This window comes from Chryseobacterium sp. OSA05B, from assembly GCF_019970065.1.
GTDB lineage: Bacteria > Bacteroidota > Bacteroidia > Flavobacteriales > Weeksellaceae > Chryseobacterium.
Genome location: NZ_JAHXYH010000002.1, coordinates 1,033,482 through 1,058,782, shown reverse-complemented (window position 1 = coordinate 1,058,782; position 25,301 = coordinate 1,033,482). Strand labels below are relative to the sequence as shown.

Here is a 25,301-nt window from a genome sequence, read left to right as displayed (position 1 = left end):
GTTTGCAGTGTTTATGAAAAGGCAGCGATTTTCCAGGATGTAAATGTATCGTCCATATTTTTATTTTTTCGTTTTCAAAAACAAGGTATTCACCTACACTTTGATTGTCTAAATTTTCTTCCAGAGACAATTTCAGCTGTTCTGTCCACAATGAATTCCAGTTTCCATCTTTATTTATTTCCATGGCTCTTAAAATTTTATAATAGTTTCACTGATTTTATGACACTTTTCATCATGATCTTTTTTTTTATTTTCTATATTAAATATCTCACCTGCTATATTAAGGATTGTGAAGACTTTCGAACTGAATGCATCATCATCTTCAACAGTTGCTTTGTGAATTTATAATGACTTTCTCTCTATCACTTCTAATGGATCTCAGATCATAAAAACACCCATTTATTTTCACTAACAAAAGATTAGGCTCTCAAGTTGGCACCATATATATGATTCTTTTTGCATTCCCGATTTTAATTACTAAATCTTCTTTTAAAATATATTTCTACAATATGCATTTCTTTTCTATCGATCCCTTTTAACCTGTCTTCCTCACGAGATATTTCAGAAATAAATAAACTATACATTTTATAGTGGCTAAATTAATTATAGTATATAAATCCTGCAATAACGGTCAAAATAGATAGTAGAAATTTTTCATTCAATACCAAAAAAAATTTATACTGTAACATTGACGAAATAGCATTTATGAGATCTTACCCAATCTTCCCCCCTTTACGTAGCAGGATCGGAAATTTGCTTTCTATTTGGAAGTTTCCAGAACCAGATTTGCCATTTACAATTTTAACCTAGCCCTAAAAGTCCCTATTCCCTGTCTGAAATCTAGTATCTGACAATCATCCTGATTCCTGACTTTGGCCCTCGATCCTCTCCCTTAACGCTACGTTAACAAATATTTAATTCAAATAAATGGGAGTTATGTTTTATTTCATTATATTTATTACACACAAAATCATTAAATATTTTACTATGAAAAAACTTGTTACTACTTTCAAGCTTTTTGCCGTGATATCGGTACTTACGCTTACTGCCTGTCAGGATGACAACAGTGAAATGATACAGGAATCTGCTGCAACTAAGGTATCAGCTGCTGATCTGAAAAAGGAAATTACACCCGGACTAAAGGCTGTTCCGGAAAATGTTCAGACTCAGATTAATGATTCCAAGAAAAATCTTGAACAGTATCTGAATAACGATCTGCAGATTACAGGAATTACTGTTTTAGGAAAATTGTCAACTCAAAAAGGAATCGAAATCTCTCAGGAATTAATTTCTGACAGAGATCAATTTACAGCAGAAGGAAATATTCTGGCTCCGGAAACTGTAAAAGTGGGAAAAATCGGGACATTATTCTCGGGAGATCAATTGGCTGAGGCTCAAAAAGGACTTAAGGAAGCGGCTTCAGAGCAAATAAAAACGGGTACTGACGTTCTTGAAATTTCATGGAATCATAAAGGGGAACAATTTACTTCTCTTTGCTTCTATAATGAATCAGGAATTATCTGGGATAATATATTTGCCGGACTTGTGATGATGGACGCCAGAGGAAATACTGAGGTTTCTCCTACCGATGCCCAGGCAAAAGTATCTTCAAAATGGTATAAGGAATGGTGGACTGCCAAATGGCTTTGGGGTTCTAAAAGAGGGGAAATCGGGTATCAGATCACAATCTACTATTCCGGTTCTACAGTTTCTAATGTAGACGTAAGCGACTGGGGAAATATCAGCCTGGGTAAAGCAAAAAGTGAAAGTAAAGTTACGAAGAGAACCGGCGCCTACGGACAATGTAGATATGCACTTGGATTATGTACCCCTACAGGTTCTTTAAGCTTTAATTCCAGTAATTTCTCCGTGTCCTTTTCCGGATTGGGAAGCAACGTAGTAAGCAACGGAACGAAATCACTTTATCCGTAAAAAATTCTGAACATATTATTATATTTTTCAATAAAAGACGGGGAAGCTATAGTGGCTTCCTTGTTTTATTGATGTATAAAAAATTAAATGATAGGGTAAAATAATGGTTTTAATTAAATAATCTTGCGGCAGCAAACACTCCATAATTCTGCTTGCTTGCTTTAAAAAGTCCATAACTGTCGAAGTTAGCTCCGGCACCAAAAGTAATGGTTTTATAACTCACTCCAACTCTTAGCATCAGATAACTCCGGGTATGTTCTCCGTCTTTTATCGTCTCGGAATACAATCCCTGAAATCGGTAATACCCTTTCCAGTTTTCACCGATCTTAGGTTTATACTCCATCATTACAAAACCTTCGGCAATACTGCTTTTAGAGAATCCTATAAATCTTGGGTTTACAATCAGTAAGAAATCATTAAAATTTTTAGAATACATAAAGCCGGCAGTAGGTCGGAGGCCTGTGTTAGGGGTATAATGAGAACCTCCCAGCAAACGGAAGTTTTTGAGAACCTCAAAGGTCAGATTGGCCTGAATCATGGCATCTCTTGAATTATCCTCACCCCATTTCGAAGAAATATTAGCCACACTGAAGAACCCCAGTCTTTTGTTTCCTTCAAATGCTTTATTCACCGTCATCTGTGAAGCAAAACCTTTATTTCCGGCTAAAGCTTCAAATAATACCGGCGGATTGGAAACAGGGACATTAGTTTGAGAATTAAACAGCAACGGAAATATTCCTGCTGCGAAAAGAATCATTTTTTTCATGTTTTAACCGTGATCAATTATATCCGTAAAATTCCGGATTACACGAGAAAATGGTTAGAACAGATAAATCGGTTATCAGGACAAATCAATCCCCTTCCGGTAATCCGAAGGGCTCATCCCGCTATGTTTTCTGAAAAAACGTGAAAAATAGGAAACATCGTCAACACCTAAAGCAAAGGCAATTTCTGAGACAGAAAGATGGGGCAGTGATAACAAAGCTTTTGCTTCCATCAATAAAGATTCATTGATAATTTCTGAAGCCGTTTTGCCCGTTGTATTTTTTACCGTCTTATTGAGGTGATTAGGAGAAACACTGAGCAGATCAGCATATTCCTTCACAGCATGTAAGTTCTGGATCTGACCGGTGATCAGCTTCCGGAAACGAAAAACCAACGTTTCATTCACTGAAAGATCATGGTGTGGGAGCTTTTCTATAAAATGCCGGATCTCTCCCAACAAGGTAAAAAGATACAGCCGGATAAGATCCAGATTCCGGTTCTGCTGATACAGCGATTCCATCTGCTGAAGGATAACAAAGATCCTCTCCCGGTGTTCCTGATCCAGAAACAGGGTCGGATCATACATAATATCAGCATGGTTCAATATATCCTGCAGATACCTCAAACCCGGGCCATCTGCAATGAAGTCATTGGAAAAGTGGCAGTAAAACCCTTCCACATCAGGGGTGTAATGGATAAATGTCCGGATCTTATGGGGAGGAAGCAGCATGATCATTCCTTCCTGTACATCAAAAAGGCTTGAACATACCATTTTTTCTATACTCCCCTTTCTGATGAATATAAAATCATTCACCGTTTTCCGGTGCGGCTGGGAAGGAATTTTGGCATCCTTAAGTACGTGAAGTGGTTCTATAAAAAATTCATTCAGTTCTTCTTTTGCCCCACTTTTTTCTTCCCAATCTATACCCAGGATGGGTTTGAAATCATCAGGTTTATATTGGGGAATCCGGCTCATAAGATCTGTTTAGTTTAAAATAATTCCAGGCTTTCAATTACCCTCATCAAAGTTTTTTGATCAGCTTTTTATCATTTTTTCTGTTTCTGAAAAGCATAATAGGTCATCACCACACTAATCGCCATTAAAATAAACGCCAGGAAAAACGGTGCCCCTGAAAACTCAAAAGGCGCTTCATCATGCGTAAAGAAGTAAAACAAATTGGTCATCAATGGAGGTCCCACAATGGAAGTAGCACTCATCAAACTGGTCAGAGCCCCCTGAAGTTCACCTTGCTCATTAGACGGAACACTTTTCGTGATCACCGACTGAAGCGCAGGTCCACAGATTCCCCCCAGACAATAAGGCACCAGGAAGGCAAACATCATCCAGCCTTCTGTAGCAAAAGCAAACAGAAGCATTCCAAATGCATACAGCGCTAATCCGTAATAAATACTTTTTTCCTCACCTAGCCTTGGAGTTGTCCAGCGTATCAGAACACCCTGTACCAAGCCTACTAAAAGACCTACGACACCCAGTGAAATACCAACCATCCTTTCGGTCCAGTTAAATTTATACATGGTGAAAAAGCTCCAGTTGCTCTGTACAGCATGGCCTGCAATATAGATTAAGATCAGGGCAAAGATCAATCCTGAAATTTCCGGGTGCTTCCCTAAGAATTTAAATGAACCAATAGGATTGGCACGTTTCCAGTCGAATTCCCTTCTTTTATCTTTATCTAAACTTTCAGGAAGAACAAAGTAACCGTAAAGGAAATTTAATAGACACAAACCAGCCGCTGCATAGAAAGGTACTCTGGCTCCATAATGTCCCAAAACTCCCCCTAATACCGGTCCTATAATAAATCCAAGACCGAATGCAGCTCCGATGAGTCCAAAGTTTTTAGCTCTGTCTTCATCTGTAGAAATATCCGCAATATAGGCACTGGCCGTTGTTACACTGGCTCCTGTGATTCCGGCAATAACCCTTCCGAGAAAAAGCCACCAAATGGTTGGAGCTAATGCAAGGAAAATATAATCTACTGCAAAACCAAAAAGCGAGATCAGAATAATGGGTCTCCTTCCGTATTTGTCACTCAGGTTTCCTACCACCGGAGAAAAGATAAACTGGGTAAATGCATAGGCAAAACCAAGCCAGCCGCCATATTTTGCCGCTTCACTGATATCGGCATGAATCAGTTCCTCAATTAATTTGGGAACTACAGGAATAATGATTCCCCATCCCGTGATGTCGATGAGCAGAGTGATAAATATAAAGCCGATGGCTGCTTTTTTCCTTGAATTTTCCATAGTGCTGCAAAATTAATCAAATCTGAAATATAATGGTTCTAAATTTTGGGGTTTGGAAGGCTAAGTTTGAGAGTCTGAGGGTTTGAGCGTTTTGGGGTTTAGAGTTACGGGATACCAAGGTTCGTGTTTCGGGATACGAGTTTTTCGAGATTAGGAGTACAGGATTCGTGTTTTGAGGTGTAAGATAAAAAAAAAAACAAGCCTCTCATTGCTCATATTTAAAAATTCTTATACTCAAAACTTTACTTCCAAAACGCTATAAATATACCTTTAAACCTTGAATTTTAAATATTAATTTTTTTAAACACAAATCCCCAAATCTCGAACCCTTCAAACACTCAAACACTCAAACCTCGCATCCCGCATCCCGAAAACCCGACCACAAAAAAAGACCGCTTCTTTCGAAACGGTCTTTACTTATTTATTGTAGTTGATCTTATTTTGAAGCAAGTACTTCTTTCGTACTTGTCGTTTTGCCGTGTACCTCGTCTTCTTTTCCTGTCTTAAGGAAGTCATAAGCGATAGCCGATGCAATAAAGATGGATGAATAGGTACCGAATCCAATACCGATTAACATCGCAAACATAAATCCTCTTAAGTTATCACCACCAAAGATAAAGATCGCTAAGATCACAAGAATCGTTGTGAATGAAGTGTTGAACGTTCTACCCAATGTACTTGAGATAGAGTCATCAAATAATCCAGCTAGCGTTAAAGCTTTCTTCTCTCTTAGGTATTCTCTAATTCTATCGAAGATAATAACGGTATCATTGATGGAGTATCCTAGTACCGTAAGGATCGCTGCAACGAAATCCTGATTGATCTCCATGTTGAACGGCATAAATTTGTGAAGCAATGAATACGCTCCTAAAATAATTACCGCATCATGGAATAGTGCCACAACAGCACCCAATGAGAATTGCCATTTTCTAAATCTCAGCAAGATGTAGATAAAGATCCCCGCCAAAGCAGCTACTACCGCAAGAATACCATGAGTTTTGATATCATCTGCAACCGTAGGTCCTACTTTTTCAGAAGAGATAATTCCTGCATGCTCTTTATCTGCAGATTTGAAATCATGCAATGTAGTGTTAGCCGGTAAGCTGGTTTTTAATCCTTCGTATAATTTCTGTTCTACCGTCTGGTCAGCTTTTAAAGATTCATCTTCAATAAGGTAATCTGTAGAGATTTTCAGCTGTCTGTCATTTCCGAACGTTTTAGCTTCCACAGAAGAGTTTTTACCGTCTTCAGTTTTGAATACTTTTACCAAGTTCTGTTCGATATCTTCAGCGTTGACATCTTTGTCAAATCTTACCACATAGTTTCTACCTCCTGTAAAGTCGATACCATATTTAAATCCGTGGATCGCAATAGATGCTACGCAAATTACTGTCAAAATACCTGAAACAATGTATGCATATTTTCTCTTTCCAATGAAATCGATCCATGTATTTCTGAATAGGTTTTTCGTTGGAGCAGTCCAAACAGAAAGCTGTTTTCCTTTGTGAAGTCTTGAGAAGATCATTACTCTTGAAAGCAATACAGATGTAAAGAATGTCATTAAGATACCAATTCCTAAGGTCAAAGCAAATCCTTTAATAGGTCCTGTTCCGAATAAGAAAAGTACACCCGCTGTCAATAAAGTCGTTAAGTGACCATCAACAATCGCGCTTAATGCATGTTTGAAACCATCCTTATAAGCTTCTAAAATGCTCTTGCCTGCGAATAGTTCTTCTTTCGTTCTTTCGTAAATAATTACGTTGGTATCCACCGCCATGGCCATCGTCAGTACAATACCCGCGATACCAGGAAGCGTAAGTGTAAAGTCTCCGGAATCCATAATTCCGAAAATATAGAATAAGTTAACAATCATTGCAATTACCGCGTACACACCTGCACCACCGTAATAGAAGATGATATAAACAATGATAATTAAAAATGCGATAGCAAATGAGATCACCCCTGCATTAATAGACTCCTGTCCTAATGACGGTCCTACTACGGTAGCCTGAACTACTTTTGCTCCAGCAGGTAACTTACCCGCTCCTAAAACGTCTACCAGTTCTTTAGCTTCCTCCTGAGAGAAGTTACCTGAGATCTGAGTTCTACCGTTAGGAATAGCGCTGACAACGTTTGGTGCAGTATATACTCTGCCATCCAATGTTACCGCTACCGGCTTACCTACGTTTTTCTCAGTTAATGTTTTCCATTCTTTAGCACCTTTAGAATCCATCTGCATATCTACTACTACTCTGCTCAGCTCATCATAGCTGATGCTCGCCGTTTCAACAGCACCGTCTACAGGAGCTTTTTGGTTGATGTTACCTCTGATGGCATACAATACTAAACTTTCAGTATCTGTACCTTCAGGCTTGTAACCCCACATGAACTGTGTATATTTAATGTTGGAAGGACGTAAAGACTGACCTACTTTGCTGTTCAAAATTTTGTTTACAGCAGCTGTATCAGAAAGTTTTACACTTGCAACACCATTTGATCTTAGTTTGTCAAGGTTTAGAAGATTCATGAAGTTAATGTTCTTCGCAACTCCCATAGAATCACCTTTGATTCCAACCATTGTCGTCAATGTCTGGAAATAAGGTGCAATTTCAGGAACCTGCTGTACTTCCCAGAACTGAAGTTTTGCGGAAGTCTGAAGCATTTTCTTCACTTTATCGATATCTTTCATACCAGGCATTTCAACAGAAATTCTCGCAGTACCAGGTACTCTCTGAACGTTGGGCTGCACAGCACCCATTTTATCGATTCTGGTTCTGATTACTTCGAAAGCTGTTCCTACAGAAAGATCAATTCTTCTCTTGATGATACTTTTTACCTGCTCATCAGAAGTATTATATCTGATTTCTGATAAATTGGTATTCCCGAAAAGTTCAGGATCAGCAAGCTTAAGGTTTGTTCCTTTTGCTTTGTTGATCGCTTCAAACTGATCAAAGAAGTTATCAATATAAGATCTTGTAGAATTCTTCTGAACTTCATCTGTCTTGTTTAAAGCCTCGATAAGAACAGGATTGGTAGAATAATTCGTTAAATCATTCACCAGGTCTCTTTGGTTAATTTCCAAAAGAACGTTGATCCCACCTTTCAAGTCAAGACCAAGTTTCATTTCCTTGTCTTTGGCTTTAGTGTAATAAAGTTTTGTGAATCCCAGGTTCAAAGTATCTTTAGAAAGTCTTGTAATTTCTTTCTGATACTTTTCCGGATTGTCTCCTGCAACAGCAGTCGCCTGCCTTTCAATTTTGCTGGCGTACCAAGTTGGTAATAGCTCATTTAAGCAAATTAACCCTAGTACAATAGCAACAATTGTAATAAGTCCTTTTCCTTGCATTTTGTTATAACTACGTTAAATTAAGTCGGCAAATATAATGATTTTATTATTATTTTATGAATTTTTTAACAGCAGAAATGGTTTATTTTCAGATATATCGGGGTTTTAATTTCTATTTAAGATTTAATAATTTTTTCTACTTATCGTAATGAAATTTTCAAATTCCGATTGGTATAAAATTTTCATTCACTTATCAATACACTAAATATCAAAATATTATGAAAAAACTATTTTTTACTTTGTGCATCTTTTCTTCTTTAATTGCTAATTCTCAAAGCATTAATTTAGTAGAATTTGCGTCCGGGCTTACCAGTCCCGTTGAGATTACGAACGCCAATGATACCCGTCTCTTCGTCGTCCAGCAGGACGGAATCATTAAGATCATCCAGCCCAATGGAACGATCAACAGCGCTGATTTTATGAACATCAGTTCCAAAGTTCTTTATGGTGGAGAACGGGGTCTTCTGGGTCTTGCTTTCCATCCTCAATATGCGACCAACGGATATTTCTTTGTCTACTACAACAATACGGCAGGAAATATTATCGTAGCGAGATATTCCGTAAACCCTACCAATCCGGACCTCGCAGATCCTACCACTGAAAAGATCCTTCTGAATATTCCAAAACCATTTGACAATCACAATGGCGGAAGTATTCATTTTGCACCCGATGGAAATCTTTGGGTGGTGACAGGAGATGGCGGAAGCGGCGGAGATCCCGGCAACAATTCCCAAAATATCAATTCACTACTGGGAAAAATGCTGAGAATAGATGTGAATGCCACAGGACCCTATAATATTCCACCCGGAAATCCTTTTGCAGGAAATTTAGTGACCGGAGCTGATGAAATCTGGTCGTATGGACTTAGAAATGCGTGGAAATTTTCATTTGACACCACCACAGGAAATGTCATGATCGCTGATGTAGGCCAGGGACAGATTGAAGAAATAAACAGAATGCCCATTACACAGGCAGGAATTAATTACGGATGGCGCTGTTATGAAGGTAACAATGCTTACAATACGGCAGGATGCGCTGCGATGGCAACAATGACGTTCCCGGTGGCCGTGTATAACCATTCCGGCGGAAAATGTTCTATAACCGGTGGTTATGTGTACAGAGGAACCCAATATCCATCGCTTCAGGGGAAATATTTCTTCGCTGATTACTGTTCTACCCAGATCGGAATATTAAATCCCGATAATTCTATTGTTTGGGGACCTGCGAGTGCAGGAAATAATTTCTCTACTTTCGGACAGAATTCCCAGAAAGAACTTTTTGTAGCAGCTGTAACCAGCGGGAAGATATTTAAAGTCACCACCGGAACTCTGGGAACAGACGAAACTTCTGAATTTAACCCTATAAGTATTCATCCTAATCCGGCTTCTGAAAAAGTTTTCATTGAAGGTCTTACAGACAGAAACAGCACGGCAGACCTGATCAGTACGGAGGGGAAAATAGTTTTAGAAAAAGCGAAAATTGAAAATGACGGCAGTCTTGATATTACAGGAATTTCTCCGGGAGTTTATTATCTGATTATAAAATCGGGAGATGTGAAATCTTACAGCCAGAAACTTATTATTAAATGACACACTATTTTACTCAATAAAAAAGCGGTTCCGATGGAACCGCTTTTGTTTTATATCGTCATTGAGAAAATTCTAGTTTCCGGTTTGTTTCTCATCATTCTGAGATCAAATACCATCGCGACATTTCTCGTAAATGCTCTTCCTTTTTCTGTGATCTTGATTTGATTATCGTAGATCTCCACCAGTTCATCCTTCTCCATTTCCTCCAGCATTTCAAATGCATTCTCCAGTTCAGGGAACGAATTTTTATCCGTAAAGGTAGTTTCAAGCTGGCACATCAGATTCAGAATATGTCTTCTCACCGTAAGATCTTCTTCATCCAGAATATGCCCTTTTACTACCGGAATCTGACCTTCTTCCACGATCTTCTGGTATTCTTCCACCGTTTTCACATTCTGGGCAAAAGCATACCAGGAATCTGAAATAGCAGACATTCCAAGACCTACCATCAATTGCGTATTGCTTGATGTATAGCCCATAAAGTTTCTGTGAAGTTTTTTATAAATCAGGGATTGGTAAAGATCATCGTGCTCCAGAGAAAAATGGTCCATTCCCACTTCAATATATCCTAAATCCTCAAGAAGTTTTTTCCCGTCTTCATAGAGACGACGCTTTTCTTCACCGCTTGGAAGATCGTTTTCATCAAAACCTCTCTGTCCCACTCCTTTCACCCATGGAACATGTGCGTAGGAATAGAATGCCAGTCTGTCCGGCTTAAGCTCCATTGTTTTTCTGATCGTATGTTCCATAGCATCCCAGGATTGGTGCGGAAGTCCAAAGACAAGATCATGGCTGATTCCACGGTAACCGATTTCCTTAGCCCATTCCGTTACATTTTTCACGTTTTCAAAAGACTGAATTCTGTTGATGGCCTTCTGAACTTTAGGATCGTAATCCTGAACACCAAAACTCACTCTTCTGAATCCAAGATCATATAAGGTCTGTAGGTGATCTCTTGTCGTATTATTCGGATGTCCTTCAAAAGAAAACTCAGGATGTTCTGCAATTTCCACCGTTTCAAAAATCCCTTCCAATAAGGTTTTTAAGTTCTTAGGTGAGAAAAATGTAGGCGTACCCCCTCCTAAGTGAAGTTCCTTCAGTTTAGGTTTTTCTTCAAAAAGCTCCAGATAGAGTTTCCACTCCTTTAAAACGCTTTCCAGATATGGGATTTCAACGCTGTGCTGTTTTGTAATACGCTTGTGACAGGCACAGAATGTACACAATGCCTCGCAGAAAGGCAGGTGAATATAAATAGAAATCCCCTCCTCTGCATTGCTCTCATGAAAAGACCTGATCACCGTCTCCCTCCATTTTTCGGGAGAAAATGTAGTTTCGTCCCAATAAGGAACAGTGGGATAAGAGGTGTAACGCGGTCCGGGAATATTATACTTATCTATTAAAGAATTCATTTCAAAATTTAAAATATTATCGAATCATGAAATTGGGACTACACCAGTTTCATCCTGCAAAATTAACCATTAGTTATGAATTTTAAACCATGAAATATATTAGGCCGTATTTTATAATGAGTCTAAATACGGTGGTTATGGGAATTTCTCTAAGAATGATAAATTCTATACGTAAGATTTACAATTCTGATGCAGTGATGCTTTCATTCGGTTAAAACTTCAATTTCATCAAAGAAATCCTGTCTTTTCCTGCAAAAACAACAGTATTTCCATTTATCCAACTGCAGACAAAGAATCCTTTTTCATCTGAAATTTTCTTCCACGTTTTCCCGAAATCAGAAGAATAGCTGATATGTTGATCCCCTACTGAAATCATTTCTTTACCCTTTGAACCGGGTTTGATCTTCACACAGGTCGTATAGCCCGCATTTTGTCCGGAAGCCTGAATCTGCCAGCTTTCGCCGCCATCGTTTGTCGTGGCAATATTATTGACATTAGCGTCCTGCTTGGTGTAATCTCCACCTACTGCCACCCCGAATCTGTCATCATAAAAATCTATTGAATACATTCCCTGGGAAGATTCTCCCTGAATAAAAGGCGTGTTGAATGTTTCAATTTTTTCAGTTTTAAAATTTAACCTTAAAATTCGTGAAGATTTCCCTCCTGTGGCAATCCACAGATATTTTTTTGTGGAAGCGATATTGGTATTGCTTGCTGCAAATGCGGCTTCACCACTATTCAGCTGTACATTATTTTTGAACATATTCCATTTGCCATTTTTGTAGACGGCTAACTTGAGCATATTATCCTTATCAGAATCACTGAAGGTATAAGCCAGCTTATCATTCACAAAATGCAGAGCATCATAAAAAGCGGTTTTCACCGTATCAGTGAATACAGTTTCTGATGTTAAACTTTTTTTATCAATTTTAAAAAAATAAGCCGGACTCTCAATATTGATGGCATAAAAAGAGTTTTTATCCTGCGCCAGCGTTCTGAACTGAAGCTTCTTTTCAGATAATCTGATCTGTTTCTGATTTTTGACATTCTTCAAATCAACGAACCCGAACTTTGAATCTGTTCCGCTGTACCAGACCTTTCCGCCATCAACTTCCAGAGCACGGATGCTTATTTTATCATTAAGAATTGTCTCGAAACTTTCTATGTGTTGAGAAAATGTAAAAATTCCCAGAAAGGAAAATACAATGAGGATGAGCTTTTTCATATAAGACAAAAATAAAAAATCCGCAGTAATCTGCGGATTTTGATTGTATGTTTTTTTAATCTAGATCAGGTTTTTCCAAAGGCTCCTGTTCTGCTTTGAAAGTTTCTCCGTAACCTCCGTTCTGAAGTTTAGAGTGCTTTTTACTGTACAGGAAGTACACAAAGAATCCGATGATCAGCCATGCGAAAGAATACATCTGTGCTTCTTTGCTCAGGTTAAAGATCAGATAAACGTTGATCGCAATACCTAAACAGGCAATAAGCGGTAAAGCCGGAACTTTAAAGTTTCTCTGCAACGCAGGTTCTTTTACTCTCAATACCCAAACTGCCACACATACCATCGTAAACGCGAACAGAGTTCCGAAACTTGTCATGTGTGCAAGGTCATTAATAGGAGTAAGAGAAGCTACAATAGCAATCACAACGCCTAAAATAAGAAGGTTTTTTGTAGGAACTCCTGTCTTAGGGTTTACTTTTGAAAAAGTAGCAGGGATCAATCCATCCTTAGACATTCCTAAGAAAATTCTTGACTGTCCCATGATCATTACCATCAATACGGAAATCAATCCTACAGTAGCAGCAATGGTGATAATGTATCCTGCCCATGCATATCCTGCAATATCAAATGCATACGCTACTGGAGCTTTGATCGCATCCGGATATTTCCCAAGCGGGTTAAAGTCTGTATAATGCATCATTCCCGTTAACACTAAAGAAACAAGGATATATAAAAGTGTACAGATGATCAGCGAAGCGATGATGGCAAACGGTACGTCTTTTTTAGGGTTAATAGCTTCTCCTGCCTGAGTGGAAACGGCATCGAAACCTACATAAGCAAAGAAAATTGCAGATGCTCCTGCTACTACTCCTGCTATACCGTAAGCGGAATGTGAGACCCCGTTTTCGGTGATGGTTGTAGGCTCAGGAATGAAAGGAATCCAGTTTTTAAATGGCTCAGCAGAGTTTAAAATAATAAAAGCTCCTGCAATGATCACGAAGATAATAGCGGAAACTTTAAGAATTACAATGAAATTATTTGCTTTAGCAGCCCCTTTTGTTCCTCTTACAAGGATAGAAATCACAAGGAAAACAATTAAAAATGCGGGTAAGTTCATAGAGAACCCTGAGTTTCCTGCCGCTATATAAGTCTGCGGATCTGTGGTAAGGTAAGCTGGAAGATGCAGCCCGAACATTTTGAGGAGTTTCGCAAAATATCCCGACCAGGAGACGGCGACGGTCATAGATCCCATAGCGTATTCCAGTATAAGCCCCCATCCAATGATCCAGGCGAAGATTTCTCCTACCGTTCCGTAAGCGTAAGCATAAGCTGATCCTTCTACAGGAAGAATGGAAGCAAATTCTGCATAACATAATGCTGCAAATACGCAGGCGATTCCCGCGATGACAAATGAAAGTGCCAGTGCAGGCCCGGCATTATAATAAGCACCCGTTCCCGTAAGTACAAAAATTCCTCCTCCAATGATTGCCCCGATTCCGATAGCAGTAAGGCTCCATTTTCCCAGAACGCGTTTCAGCTGGCTCTTTTTGATATCAGCTTCATAAGCGCTCATTGGCTTCTTAACCCAAATTTTAGACATGTTTTTTTATTTAATTAAAGATTTACGAAAATATAAAAATTTTACAAACCTTAACGTTTATTGATAAACTTTCGTGATTTATTTTAAATAAAAAGATTTAAAAAACTGATTTACACATTATTTAATTTATTTTCAAAAGTATTAATTTTTGTTTATTTTTGATCGCATGAATTTATATGATCTTTTTGTAAAGCCGTATGAAAGCTACAGTACTGCACAAATCCTGCTTGAAGCCTCTGGTACGGTTTTCGGAATTTTGAGCGTGTATTTTTCAATTAAAAAGAATATCTGGGTCTATCCTACGGGGATCATCTCAACGCTGATCTATGTCTATATTCTCTTTAATTTTGGACTTCTTGGCGACTGTATGATCAATGTATATTATACGGCGATGAGCGTTTACGGATGGATCTTATGGTCAAAAAATTCTAAAGACCACGTTCATGTGGATGTTTCCTGGGCTACCCATAAGGAAAGAATGTTCGCGGGCATCCTTTTTATATTAAGTCTTGCACTGGTAACGCTTATCTATTATTACAAACCTTACATTGATAATCAGTTTTCTATGAAGGATACGAATTTAGGATTGTACCATCTTGACTGGGCAAACTGGTTGGACGTAATCACGACTTCAATATTTTTGGTGGGCATGTGGTTTATGGCCAGACAGCGCATTGAGAACTGGATCTTCTGGATCATCGGCGATTTTATTTGTATCCCGATGATGATTTTTAAGGAGCTTGGGATCACTTCGGTTCAATATTTGGTATTTACTATAATGGCGATCTTAGGATACGTCAATTGGAAAAAAAGTTTAAAAGAAAAAAGTACAATAAAGTCATGAAAAATTTACTTAAAATAGCATTCAGTATCGTTGCTATTAGTACTCTGACATCATGCTTGGCTTATTCAGACGGATACGCCAACAATGGTGGTTACGGAGACCCATATTATAACAACGGAAATTATTATGCTCCGTCCGGTTATTACGGAAACGGCGGTTATTATGGAAATGACGGCTACTACTACAGAAATGACGTCAATTATTATTATGATAGCGGTGTTCCTTATTATTACTATAACTCAGGGAACAGTAGAAGAAAGGTATATGTAGAAAGAAAATCCAATGTAACTTCCCAAAGACCGAATAACGGATTCAGAGGCCAGCCTACAGGCAGTGGAAACAGTAACGGAAACGGATTCAGAAATCCAAACAGCAGTTACAACAACGGTAACAACAACCAAAGACCACAAAGCAACAACGGAGGCTTCAGAAATCAATCGGGCGGAACCTATCAGAACAATCAGGGAAGCCAGAATAATCAGAACAGTGGCGGTTTCAGAAACTCACAACAGAGTAATCAGAACCAAAACCAGAACAGCACCAGAACGGAATCTTCCGGTGGGTTCAGAGGAAGCTCAAGCTCCCAGAACAACACTCAGCAAAACAGCAGTCCTACGAGACAGCCGTCCAGCGGAGGTGGATTTAGATAAAACGATTATAAATAAGAAAACGAACAGCTAACACTGTTCGTTTTTCATTTTAAATATACTAATTTTGCTCGTTAATTTTACACTAAAAGAATATGGAATTTTATAAATATCAGGGGACTGGAAATGATTTTGTGATGGTAGATAACCGTGATCTGCAGTTTCCCAAAGAGAAAGATCTTATTGAAAAACTATGTGACAGACGTTTCGGAATCGGGGCTGACGGTCTTATCCTTCTGGAAAATGAAGGGGATTATGATTTCAAAATGGTCTACTATAATTCTGACGGCGGCGAAAGTACCATGTGCGGAAACGGTGGAAGATGTCTTGTGGCCTTCGCTTTCTTCCTGGATATTTTTGAAGATAAATGTAAGTTCATTGCCACTGACGGTGAGCATGAAGCTGAAATTCATAACGGGATCATTAAATTAAAGATGATCGATGTAGATACTATTTCCGCAGACGGAGAAGACACCCTGATGAATACCGGATCGCCTCATTATGTAAGATATGTGGAAGATCTGGTAAATTACAATGTTTTTGCAGAAGGAAACGGCATCAGAAATTCAGAAAAATATAAGGAAAAAGGCATCAATGTGAATTTTGTTGAAAAATTTAATGATGATGAAATTTTTGTAAGAACCTATGAACGAGGCGTTGAGGACGAAACTTTCAGTTGCGGCACAGGAGTTACAGCTTCTGCTTTAACTTTTCTGCAAAAACATAATCTAATCTCTGTAAAAGTTAAAACTTTAGGAGGCGATCTTAAAGTTCATGCTGAGAAAAACGGAAATTCCTTTCAGAATATTTGGTTGGAAGGTCCGGCAAAGCAAGTTTTTAGAGGTAAAATAGATCTTATTTAAAAACAAACTTTTAATCAACTTTTTAATAATGAAAAAAACTGTTCTCGTTATCGCTCTCATTGTTTTTGGAGCGGCAGGATTTTTTGGTTTGAGATTTTATAATAAATATTACGGCAATAACGTAGAAAAGGACGGCTATGTATTAATTCCCCACAAGGCGAATTTTAAGCAGATCCTAGACTCCGTAACCCCGTATGTAAAAGATAGAGAAGCTTTCGAGGCTGTAGCTAAAGATAAAGATCTTGCTCAATATTTCAAGCCGGGGCGTTACCATTTCCAACCGGGAGCAGGAAACACCAACCTTGTGAATATGATCAAAGCTGGAAATCAGTCGGAAAACAGCTTCAGAATCGGAGATTTCGGGGATATGTATCAGATGATCGGAAAGGTAACGAAAAAGACAGAACTTGATTCTTTACACTTCGTGAATGATCTGAATCAGGTAGCCGTAGAAAAAGGATATAAAAATGCAGAGGATTTAAAAAAATACTTTTTCATCGATACTTATAATTTCTTCTGGACCGTTAGTCCTAGAGAGTTTTTCAAAAAATTCGACGAGCAGTATAATGAGTTCTGGACGAGTGACAGAAAGAACCGGGAACAGCAGTCGGGTCTGAGCAGAGATCAGATTTATGCTTTGGCATCCATTGTTTATAAGGAATCAGGTGGAAAAAAAGATGAGATGAAAACGATTGCAGGATTATACCTGAACCGTTACAGAAAGGGAATGAAGCTTCAGTCTGATCCAACGGTGATTTATGCCATCAACAAGCAGACTAATTTTAAGGAACAGATCAAGCGTGTATTTTACAAGCACCTGTCTACTCCATCACCGTATAATACCTACGCCAATGCAGGAATTCCTCCGGGACCCATTTGCGTAGTAGACAAAAACTCGGTAGATGCTGTTTTAAATGCAGAAAACAACAATTATATATTTATGTGTGCAGATCCGGCAAGGTTCGGCTATCATAAATTTACGGCCAGCGCAGAAGAGCATGCGATCAATGCAAAAGCGTATCAGGACTGGTTGAATTCAAAAAATATAAAATAGAAAACTAATTTAACTTTTATTTAACAATACGATAATTAACTTTTAACACTTACACACGACTTATACATCTATAAATAATACATAAATTATAATATTTTGAAAATCAACCCAATTAATGATTTCACAATGTTATAAGTTATACTTTCACGATTTTACACAAACAATACCTTATGAATCAGACGGAAATTGTCAACATTTTCACCAAAAAAACGTTAGCACTTACTTTTGTACTTTCGGCAGCTGCTATGGCATTTGCCCAGGATAAAGCAGGCGTTACGGGAATGATTGTCAACAAAAACAACCAGCCGGTTCCTTACGCTTCTGTGACCTTTAGCAATAAATTGAACAAAGCATTAAGCGACGCTGTACTTACCGACGAAAAAGGACAGTACAAACTGGAATTAGCTCCTGGAAACTATGATATCACAGTAGAAGCCATCGATTACAAGAAGAGCACTATTACTAAAAATATTGCAGGTGCAGGAAATATCGGTGCATTATCGATAGAAGCTGAAGCTACAAGTACTGCCGGGAATAAAACTCAGGAAATCCAGGGAGTAGTTATTACTGCTGCGGCCACAAAACCTTATAAAGTGGAACTTGACAAAAGAACTTACGACCCTTCTCAGGATATTGTAAGTAAAGGAGGAAATCTTCAGGATGTCCTTTCTAACGTTCCTTCTGTTTCCGTGGATACCGACGGTACTGTTTCGATGAGAGGTAGCTCCAACGTAAGATTCCTGATCAACGGAAAACCATCTGCCCTTCTTGGAATAGATGATGGCGCCAATGCACTTCAGAGTATTCCTGCAGACCAAATCGACAGAATTGAAGTGATCACGAATCCTTCTTCTAAATTTGAAGCAAGCGGTACAGCGGGTATTTTGAATATCATTTTAAAGAAAACCAAGAAGACCGGTTTCAACGGTAGTGTTATCGGAACTTTGGGATATCTTCCTCAAACCAACCTGAATGCCAACCTTAACTGGAGAAAAGGAAACTTTACATGGTTTCTAAATGGCGGAGGTGGGTACAGGGAATCAAAAAATACCAGTAGAAACAATGATTATTTTAGCAATGCTCTATTAGATGATGATTTAGTACAAAGAAATACTAACTCTGAAACTAAAAGTAAAAACAACAACTATAACGCTTCTGCAGGTATCGTTTATGACATTTCTGAAAAAACCTCAGTAAATGCATCCGGAACTGTAAGAACTTTTGACAGTGAAAATTTTGGAAATATTGATTATCTTTATACTCCTCTTAAAAATCCTTTTTACACATCAAACAGAAATACTTTCGGAACAAACAATAACCTCGCTTTCCAGGGTGATTTTGGGTTAGATCATAAATTTGATGATAAAGGACAAAACTTATCATTATCATTAAGTTTACAGAGAAGCCGATCATACAACGATACCAATATTGATGATACTATTGATAATTTGAAAGATATCATTAATCAACATACCACGAACAGATCTGTTATTGGTAAGGCTGATTACGAGTTGCCTATAGGTGAATATTCAAAATTAGAAGCAGGATATAGAATTGATATCAATACCAATGATTATAGCAATGATGTTCGTGAGAGCACCACAACAAAGCCATTAGATTTTCTTAAGCCATACACGTATGATGCAACATATAAGGAGACTTTTAATGCTTTTTATTTACAATTCAAAAGTAAAATCGGAAAATTAGGATATCAGGTAGGTGTAAGAGATGAATTGTCGAATGTAGATATTAATTATCTAAGCCTTGACCCCAAGAAAAATGTACCTGCAACTACTAAAAATTACAATAACTTATTCCCAAGCGTATATTTAAGTTATGAATTCGCGAAGGATAATCAGTTGCTATTAAACTACACAAGAAGAATAGACCGCCCAAGATCATTCTTTATGATTCCTAACCCGAGTTATAATGATAACCAAAATATTTTTGACGGAAACATTGATCTTAATCCATCATATGTAGACTCTTTTGAATTTGGGTACAGCATTTCAAAAAAGAAATTTACGATTAATCCTACGCTATATTACAGACATCAGACTGATGACACAAAAATGTTAGTGTATAATATTTTGGCTACAGATGAAAATGGAGTTATTATTAACCCAAAGCGTATAGAATCTCATACAAAACCTATTAACCTGGGTACGGATGACCGTTTCGGTTTAGATTTAAACTTCAACTGGGATGCAACAAGTTGGTTGAAATTCTTAGGAAATGTAGATCTTTTTGGTTACAATACAAAAGGAAGCACGCTATATGATACTTTCGATAAAAACGGTAATCCTATTCAGGCTGTTGCTGATTTTAACGGTAAAGGGTTTTCAACAAGAGCGAGACTTTCTTCAACAATTAAAGTAGATAAAACATTCAGTTTCCAGATACAGGGATTCTATAGAGGAGGCCAGAAAACGGCTTATCAGGATAGAAAAGATATGTATGCCATCAACTTCGGTGCCTCTAAAACCATTTGGAAAGGTGATGGAACTTTAGCATTTAATGTTCAGGATATTTTCAATACCAGATCTATGAGATCTACAACATATACAGCAAACAGTGTAAGAGATTCTTACATGCAATGGCAACCGAGACAGTTCTCAGTCTCTCTTACCTACAGATTCAAACAGGGCGAGAAAGTAGAACAGCCTAAAAGGAAAAAAGATATTAATTCCAATGCAACCGGCGACGACCAACAAGGTCCAATGTAATGCTAATACACAAAAAAATCCCGAAAATATTTTTCGGGATTTTTTTTATTTTACGGTTTCAGTCTGTTCAAATTTTTCTTTTTCAGCTTCGTAGATTCTTCTTCTAAGGTCGCTGGTGGAAAACCTGTGATCTCTTTTGTTGTAAAAGATTTCAATTCCTTTCTCTTCACAATACCTTTTTCCGGTAAAATCTCTGTCCATATAATCGTCACCAATGATTCTTACATCGATTACGAAAGACTTTAAAATATCCTGCAGATCTTCTTCTGTATAATATGGAATAATCTCGTCTACGGCATTGACAGCCTTCAACTGGATGTATCTTTCTACGATGGTCTGGCTTGGCTTATTCTTATTCGGACGGTCGTGAGACGGATCGATCTGAAGCCCTACAATTAAATAATCGCACACTGTTTTAGCTTCTTCAAGCATTTTGATGTGTCCCGCATGAAGCAGGTCAAATGAGGAAAATGTAATACCTATTTTTTGTGTTTTCATACTATTTTCAATTAATATTTCGTGACAGTCAGCATTTCTTTACTTTAATAAAAAAGCGAAGACTGAAGGAAATGATTTTGTAATTTGTTTTATAATCTGTTTTTTAAGTTCTTCTTTTAAACGGTCTGAGAATCCAGATACAGCTGCCATTTCCAGACTGTTCTCAAAGATTCCTCCAATGACGTCTCCGATTTCCAGTGAAGCTCCTTTTCAGCTTTGTGGACATCGGCATAAGCAACCGTAATATCACCTTCTCTTCTTTCACAGATCTGGTAAGGAACCTTCACATCATTAGCCGTTTCGAAAGCTTTCACCACTTCCAGCACCGATACTCCTTTTCCTGTTCCCAGATTAAAGATATCAATCATTGCTTCATCTCCGCTCTGCATCAGCTTTTTCAGGGCACTTACATGAGCCTTGGCAAGATCCACAACATAAATATAATCACGAACCGGAGTTCCGTCTGCCGTATCGTAATCATCGCCCCAGATATTCAGTTTCTCACGAATTCCTGCAGCAGTCTGCATGACGTAAGGAACCAAGTTGTTGGGAACTCCCATTGGAAGTTCGCCCAGTTTTCCTGAAGGATGAGCTCCAATCGGGTTAAAATATCTCAGGAGGGAAATTCTTCTGTTGTAAGCTTTCGCAAAATCAGTTAAAATCTGCTCTCCCATCTGCTTGGTCTTCCCGTAAACGCTTTCCGGAAGCTTCAGCGGTGTATTCTCATCGATCGGCATTTTTTCCGCCTGCCCATAAACCGTACACGATGAACTGAATATAAAATTAGAAAGACCTCTTTCTTTAAATTCCTGAAGAATATTGATCAGCGTGAATAAATTATTCTCATAATAATCCACCGGCTTTACCTGGCTCTCTCCTACTGCTTTGGAAGCTGCAAAATTGATACAACCTTCGATCTGATGGGCATCAAAAACCTGAGTCAGGAGTTCTCTGCGTCTTAAATCGAAAGGATAGAAAAACGGCTTTTTGCCTGTAATCTCTTCGATATTCTTTAAAATAAATCTTTCCGAGTTGGATAAATCGTCTACAATAACGACTTCAAAACCATCGTTAAGAAGCTCAACTACTGTATGGGAACCGATGTATCCGAGCCCGCCCGTAACAAGTACTGCCATTTTTTGTTATATTTTTTTTAATCTGTGTGTTTTCCTATGTTGTCTATTTCGCTTTTTGCGGGTCGATGTCTAGAATAATTTATAAACAATATTGGTGCTATTAAAAACAAAGTAAGTCCCAATGAAAAAGAATAAATATACCGTTCCCATCTCCCATCATAATTAATATAAAAGCTCAACGAGCCTAAAAATATGATCGACACCCCTGTCATATTTAAATATATAAACATTTTTGCTGATTCTTTAAAAATATGAACAAATGTCACAATCAGTAATGTAAATACTATAAAATTAAAAAAATAGATGGGAATTCTAAATTGAGTATACTTTTCTAAAAGTCTATAACCTTTAAGTAAAACATTAATTACGAATACTCCGTAATAGATAATCCAACCTAAAACAAAACCAATTGTAAAAAAATAAGCAAACTTATTTTTTAGTATTCTCTCGTCGTGAAGCATATCCTATCTCATAAACTCAAGCACCGCATCCGTAATATACTTTAGCTGCTCTTCGTCTAATTCAGTATGCATGGGCAGAGAAATCACCTGCTCAAGAAGCTTATCTGTATTCACAAAATCAGCATCATTGCTTTCCTGGTAATACGCTTTCTGCTTTCTCAATGCTACAGGATAATAAATCATAGCCGGAATTTCTTTCTCTGTAAGGAACTTCTGAAGCTCGTTACGCTTTCCGTTCAGAATTCTCAAGGTATACTGGTGGAATACGTGGGTAGAATTTTCTGCTCTTTTTGGCGTTAAAATATTTTCGTTTCCTGCAAAAGCTTCGTCATAATAATCAGCTGCCTTTCTTCTTGCATCGTTGTAAGAATCAAGATTGGGTAGTTTTTTTCTTAAAACCGCAGCCTGAATGCTGTCCAGTCTTGAATTCACTCCTACCTCATCATGGTAGTATCTTTCATACATTCCGTGGTTGACGATACCTCTTAAACGGTGCGCCAGCTCATCATTGTTTGTGGTAATGGCACCTCCGTCACCGTAGCATCCTAAATTTTTTGAAGGGAAAAATGAAGTCGTTCCCACAGTCGCCATTGTTCCTGCATATTTTTGAGTTCCATCTGAGAATGTGTATTCTGAACCTATGGCTTGGGCATTGTCCTCAATCACAAACAGATTGTGCTCTTCTGCAATTTTAAGGATTTCTTCCATATTGGCACACTGTCCGAAAATGTGTACAGGAATGATCGCTTTGGTTCTTGGCGTAATCGCTTTTTTAATTTCTTCTGTAGAGATTGTGAATGTATCGTAATCTACATCTACCAGCACTGATTTCAGTTTAAGCAAATGAATAACTTCTACTGTAGCGGCAAAAGTAAAATCGGCCGTGATTACTTCGTCTCCTTCCTGAAGATCCAAAGCCATCAGCGCGATCTGCAAAGCATCCGTTCCGTTTGCACACGGGATCACATGCTTTACATCTAAATAAGATTCCAATTCATTCTGGAAAGACTTTACTTCAGGGCCGTTGATAAAAGCCGCAGAATCCATTACATTTAAAACTGCATTGTCTACATCATTCTTTATTTTGTAATACTGACTTTGCAAGTCAACCATCTGAATTTTTTTCATAAATAAATATTTGTGTAAAAATAAGGAATTTAAAATCCTATCAAAAATTTTATTGATTTTGTTTTATCTTTATACAAAATAACTTTATGAAAAAACTTTTACTCTTTTGTCTTTTAGCGGGTTACTCAGCCGCAAATGCGCAGACAGAGCTTGTTTTTGTTTATTTTTCAGGCAAACCGAACAAAGCTGCTTTTTACGCCAATCCGCTTTCAGAACTGACCCAAAAATCCCTTAACAGACGTACTTCGCTGGGTATTCCGCTCAATGATCAGGATGCTCCCATCGAACAGTCCTATATTCAGAACCTTCAGAATCTTGGTTTTACCGTTACTGATTACTCCAAATGGCTCAATGGTGCCGCGGTCAATGCCACTCCGGCACAGATAACTATTCTTCAGGCACAGCCCTACGTGTCATCAGTAGGACGTTTTGCCAGAAACAATTCGACCGTTACCAAAACAGCCCCCCATGGCAAATGGAATACCTCTTCCGAAACACAAAAAAACCTTACCGTTTTTGATTACGGCTCCGGTTCTGCACAGATCGATCAGATCAATGTGAGGCCTCTTCATCTGGCAGGATTTACAGGAACAGGCGTTTCCATCGCGGTTATTGATGCAGGATTTCCCTATGTGAATACAGGATCCGCTTTTGAAAGAATACGTACCAATAATCAGATCAAAGCGGTGTATGATTTTGTGACCAAAACCAATAATGTCTATGATACCTCCATCAGCAATCATGGATCTGCAGTTCTTGGTGCCATTGGAGGCTATATTAAAGATATTTTTGTAGGATCCGCTCCTGATGCCGATTTTTATCTTTATCGCAGTGAAAACGCTGTAGGTGAAGTCCCTGAAGAGGAATTGTACTGGATAGAAGCAGCCGAAGAAGCAGACAGAAAAGGTGTTGATATTATCACAGCTTCTCTTGGCTACAATATTTTTGATGACCCCCGATACAGCTATACCTATTCCGATTTGAACGGAACCACTTCTTTCATCGCAAGAGCCGCTGAAATAGCTGCCAATAAAGGAATTTTTGTTCTCGCCGCTGCAGGAAATTCTGGCGTACAGCCATGGCACTACCTGCTGACCCCAGCCGACAATGTCAAAGTTTTCACAATAGGATCAGTAGACTCTGCAGGAAATTCATCCGGGTTTTCATCGTATGGCCCGAACTCCGTAGGTGTAGTAAAACCGGATGCAAGTGCAAGAGGAACAGCTTCTGCAACCGTTAATAACAGCACATTAACCTCTGTCAACGGAACTTCCATTGCCACTCCAATTGCTGCAGGTGGTGTCGCATGTTTCATCCAGGCTTTTCCTTCTATGAACAGGGAACAGATGAGAACGAAACTGAGACAGACCGCTTCTCTTTATCCGGGTCATACGGACCAGATGGGCTATGGTATTCTGAACTTTGGAAGCGTTTACAACCAGGTGCTGAATACTTCTGATATCGTGAAAAAAGAAAAATTTGCCATTTTCCCGAATCCAGTAAAAAATATTCTGAACATTGCTTCTGAAGAGGAGATCCAATCGCTGGAAGTCTATGATAATTTAGGAAAACTGATCAGAAAAAATACCGGACTGAAATCTATAAAAGTAGAAGATTTCCCGAAAGGAACGTATTATCTGAAAATTCAGATGAAGGATCGGGTTTTTTATGAGAAATTCCTTAAGGAATAGTTTTTTTTAAACACAAATTCCACTGATATTTTGCACAAATATCGCAAATTTGAACCTGTCACAGAAGTTACAGAAAATGAAATTTATTCCATTTTTAATGGTAATAAAAGCTAACAATGCTATTT

19 protein-coding genes are annotated in these 25,301 nt (G+C 38.2%); 8 read left to right on the top strand and 11 right to left on the bottom strand.

Annotated features, from left to right (window positions below; all coding sequences use genetic code 11):
• Positions 1-184 (bottom strand): hypothetical protein (locus LC419_RS12125; protein ID WP_223607582.1); only part of this gene is annotated, 184 nt, incomplete at its 3' end.
• Between the two features lie 803 nt (positions 185-987).
• On the opposite strand from LC419_RS12125, the gene LC419_RS12120 reads away from it, so the two are divergent.
• A complete protein-coding gene (locus tag LC419_RS12120) occupies positions 988-1,932 on the top strand; it encodes a hypothetical protein (RefSeq protein WP_223607581.1) in 945 nt (314 codons plus the stop codon).
• Positions 1,933-2,041: 109 nt separating this feature from the next.
• Here LC419_RS12120 and LC419_RS12115 read toward each other — a convergent pair whose 3' ends face one another.
• The 4 genes from LC419_RS12115 to secD form a co-directional block, all read right to left on the bottom strand.
• Complete coding sequence (locus LC419_RS12115) at positions 2,042-2,698, bottom strand: hypothetical protein (protein ID WP_223607580.1); 657 nt, start codon at positions 2,696-2,698, stop codon at positions 2,042-2,044.
• 75 nt (positions 2,699-2,773) lie between these two features.
• On the bottom strand, positions 2,774-3,673 hold the full coding sequence (locus LC419_RS12110) for an AraC family transcriptional regulator (RefSeq protein ID WP_223607579.1): 900 nt from the start codon (positions 3,671-3,673) through the stop codon (positions 2,774-2,776).
• A gap of 71 nt (positions 3,674-3,744) precedes the next feature.
• A complete protein-coding gene (locus tag LC419_RS12105) occupies positions 3,745-4,962 on the bottom strand; it encodes a TCR/Tet family MFS transporter (protein ID WP_223607578.1) in 1,218 nt (405 codons plus the stop codon).
• A gap of 436 nt (positions 4,963-5,398) precedes the next feature.
• Positions 5,399-8,308: a protein translocase subunit SecD gene (gene secD / locus LC419_RS12100; RefSeq protein WP_223607577.1), complete on the bottom strand. Its 2,910-nt coding sequence runs from the start codon at positions 8,306-8,308 to the stop codon at positions 5,399-5,401.
• A gap of 218 nt (positions 8,309-8,526) precedes the next feature.
• On the opposite strand from secD, the gene LC419_RS12095 reads away from it, so the two are divergent.
• Positions 8,527-9,897 carry a PQQ-dependent sugar dehydrogenase gene (locus LC419_RS12095; RefSeq protein ID WP_223607576.1) on the top strand — a complete coding sequence of 457 codons (1,371 nt, stop codon included), beginning with the start codon at positions 8,527-8,529 and terminating at the stop codon, positions 9,895-9,897.
• A 50-nt stretch (positions 9,898-9,947) separates the two neighbouring features.
• Here LC419_RS12095 and hemN read toward each other — a convergent pair whose 3' ends face one another.
• From hemN to LC419_RS12080, 3 genes are all read right to left on the bottom strand, one after another.
• On the bottom strand, positions 9,948-11,306 hold the full coding sequence (gene hemN, locus LC419_RS12090; protein ID WP_223607575.1) for an oxygen-independent coproporphyrinogen III oxidase: 1,359 nt from the start codon (positions 11,304-11,306) through the stop codon (positions 9,948-9,950).
• Positions 11,307-11,517: 211 nt separating this feature from the next.
• Complete coding sequence (locus LC419_RS12085) at positions 11,518-12,531, bottom strand: glycosyl hydrolase (RefSeq protein ID WP_223607574.1); 1,014 nt, start codon at positions 12,529-12,531, stop codon at positions 11,518-11,520.
• Positions 12,532-12,586: 55 nt separating this feature from the next.
• Positions 12,587-14,128 (bottom strand): APC family permease, encoded by a 1,542-nt coding sequence (locus tag LC419_RS12080; RefSeq protein ID WP_223607573.1) that lies wholly within the window; start codon positions 14,126-14,128, stop codon positions 12,587-12,589.
• A 166-nt stretch (positions 14,129-14,294) separates the two neighbouring features.
• Here LC419_RS12080 and pnuC point away from each other — a divergent pair, with 166 nt between their 5' ends.
• The 5 genes from pnuC to LC419_RS12055 all read left to right on the top strand — a co-directional run bounded on the left by pnuC (position 14,295) and on the right by LC419_RS12055 (position 20,262).
• Positions 14,295-14,972, top strand: coding sequence for a nicotinamide riboside transporter PnuC (gene pnuC, locus LC419_RS12075; RefSeq protein WP_223607572.1), 678 nt, complete (start codon positions 14,295-14,297; stop codon positions 14,970-14,972).
• Positions 14,969-15,622, top strand: a complete 654-nt coding sequence (locus tag LC419_RS12070; protein ID WP_223607571.1) for a hypothetical protein — start codon at positions 14,969-14,971, stop codon at positions 15,620-15,622. Before pnuC ends, LC419_RS12070 begins: the two co-directional genes overlap by 4 nt.
• A 92-nt stretch (positions 15,623-15,714) precedes the next feature.
• Positions 15,715-16,482, top strand: a complete 768-nt coding sequence (gene dapF, locus LC419_RS12065) for a diaminopimelate epimerase (protein ID WP_223607570.1) — start codon at positions 15,715-15,717, stop codon at positions 16,480-16,482.
• A gap of 28 nt (positions 16,483-16,510) precedes the next feature.
• Positions 16,511-17,536 (top strand): endolytic transglycosylase MltG, encoded by a 1,026-nt coding sequence (gene mltG, locus LC419_RS12060; protein WP_223607569.1) that lies wholly within the window; start codon positions 16,511-16,513, stop codon positions 17,534-17,536.
• 170 nt (positions 17,537-17,706) lie between these two features.
• Complete coding sequence (locus LC419_RS12055) at positions 17,707-20,262, top strand: TonB-dependent receptor (RefSeq protein WP_223607568.1); 2,556 nt, start codon at positions 17,707-17,709, stop codon at positions 20,260-20,262.
• A gap of 45 nt (positions 20,263-20,307) precedes the next feature.
• Here LC419_RS12055 and LC419_RS12050 read toward each other — a convergent pair whose 3' ends face one another.
• From LC419_RS12050 to LC419_RS12040, 3 genes are all read right to left on the bottom strand, one after another.
• The gene (locus LC419_RS12050) at positions 20,308-20,760 is read right to left on the bottom strand and encodes an adenylyltransferase/cytidyltransferase family protein (protein ID WP_047448080.1); all 453 of its coding nucleotides are present in this window, start codon (positions 20,758-20,760) and stop codon (positions 20,308-20,310) included.
• A 116-nt stretch (positions 20,761-20,876) separates the two neighbouring features.
• Positions 20,877-21,896 carry a UDP-glucose 4-epimerase GalE gene (galE, locus tag LC419_RS12045; RefSeq protein ID WP_223607567.1) on the bottom strand — a complete coding sequence of 340 codons (1,020 nt, stop codon included), beginning with the start codon at positions 21,894-21,896 and terminating at the stop codon, positions 20,877-20,879.
• A gap of 464 nt (positions 21,897-22,360) precedes the next feature.
• Positions 22,361-23,485, bottom strand: coding sequence for a DegT/DnrJ/EryC1/StrS aminotransferase family protein (locus LC419_RS12040; RefSeq protein ID WP_223607566.1), 1,125 nt, complete (start codon positions 23,483-23,485; stop codon positions 22,361-22,363).
• An 86-nt stretch (positions 23,486-23,571) separates the two neighbouring features.
• On the opposite strand from LC419_RS12040, the gene LC419_RS12035 reads away from it, so the two are divergent.
• Complete coding sequence (locus LC419_RS12035; RefSeq protein ID WP_223607565.1) at positions 23,572-25,176, top strand: S8 family peptidase; 1,605 nt, start codon at positions 23,572-23,574, stop codon at positions 25,174-25,176.
• Positions 25,177-25,301 lie beyond the last annotated feature (125 nt).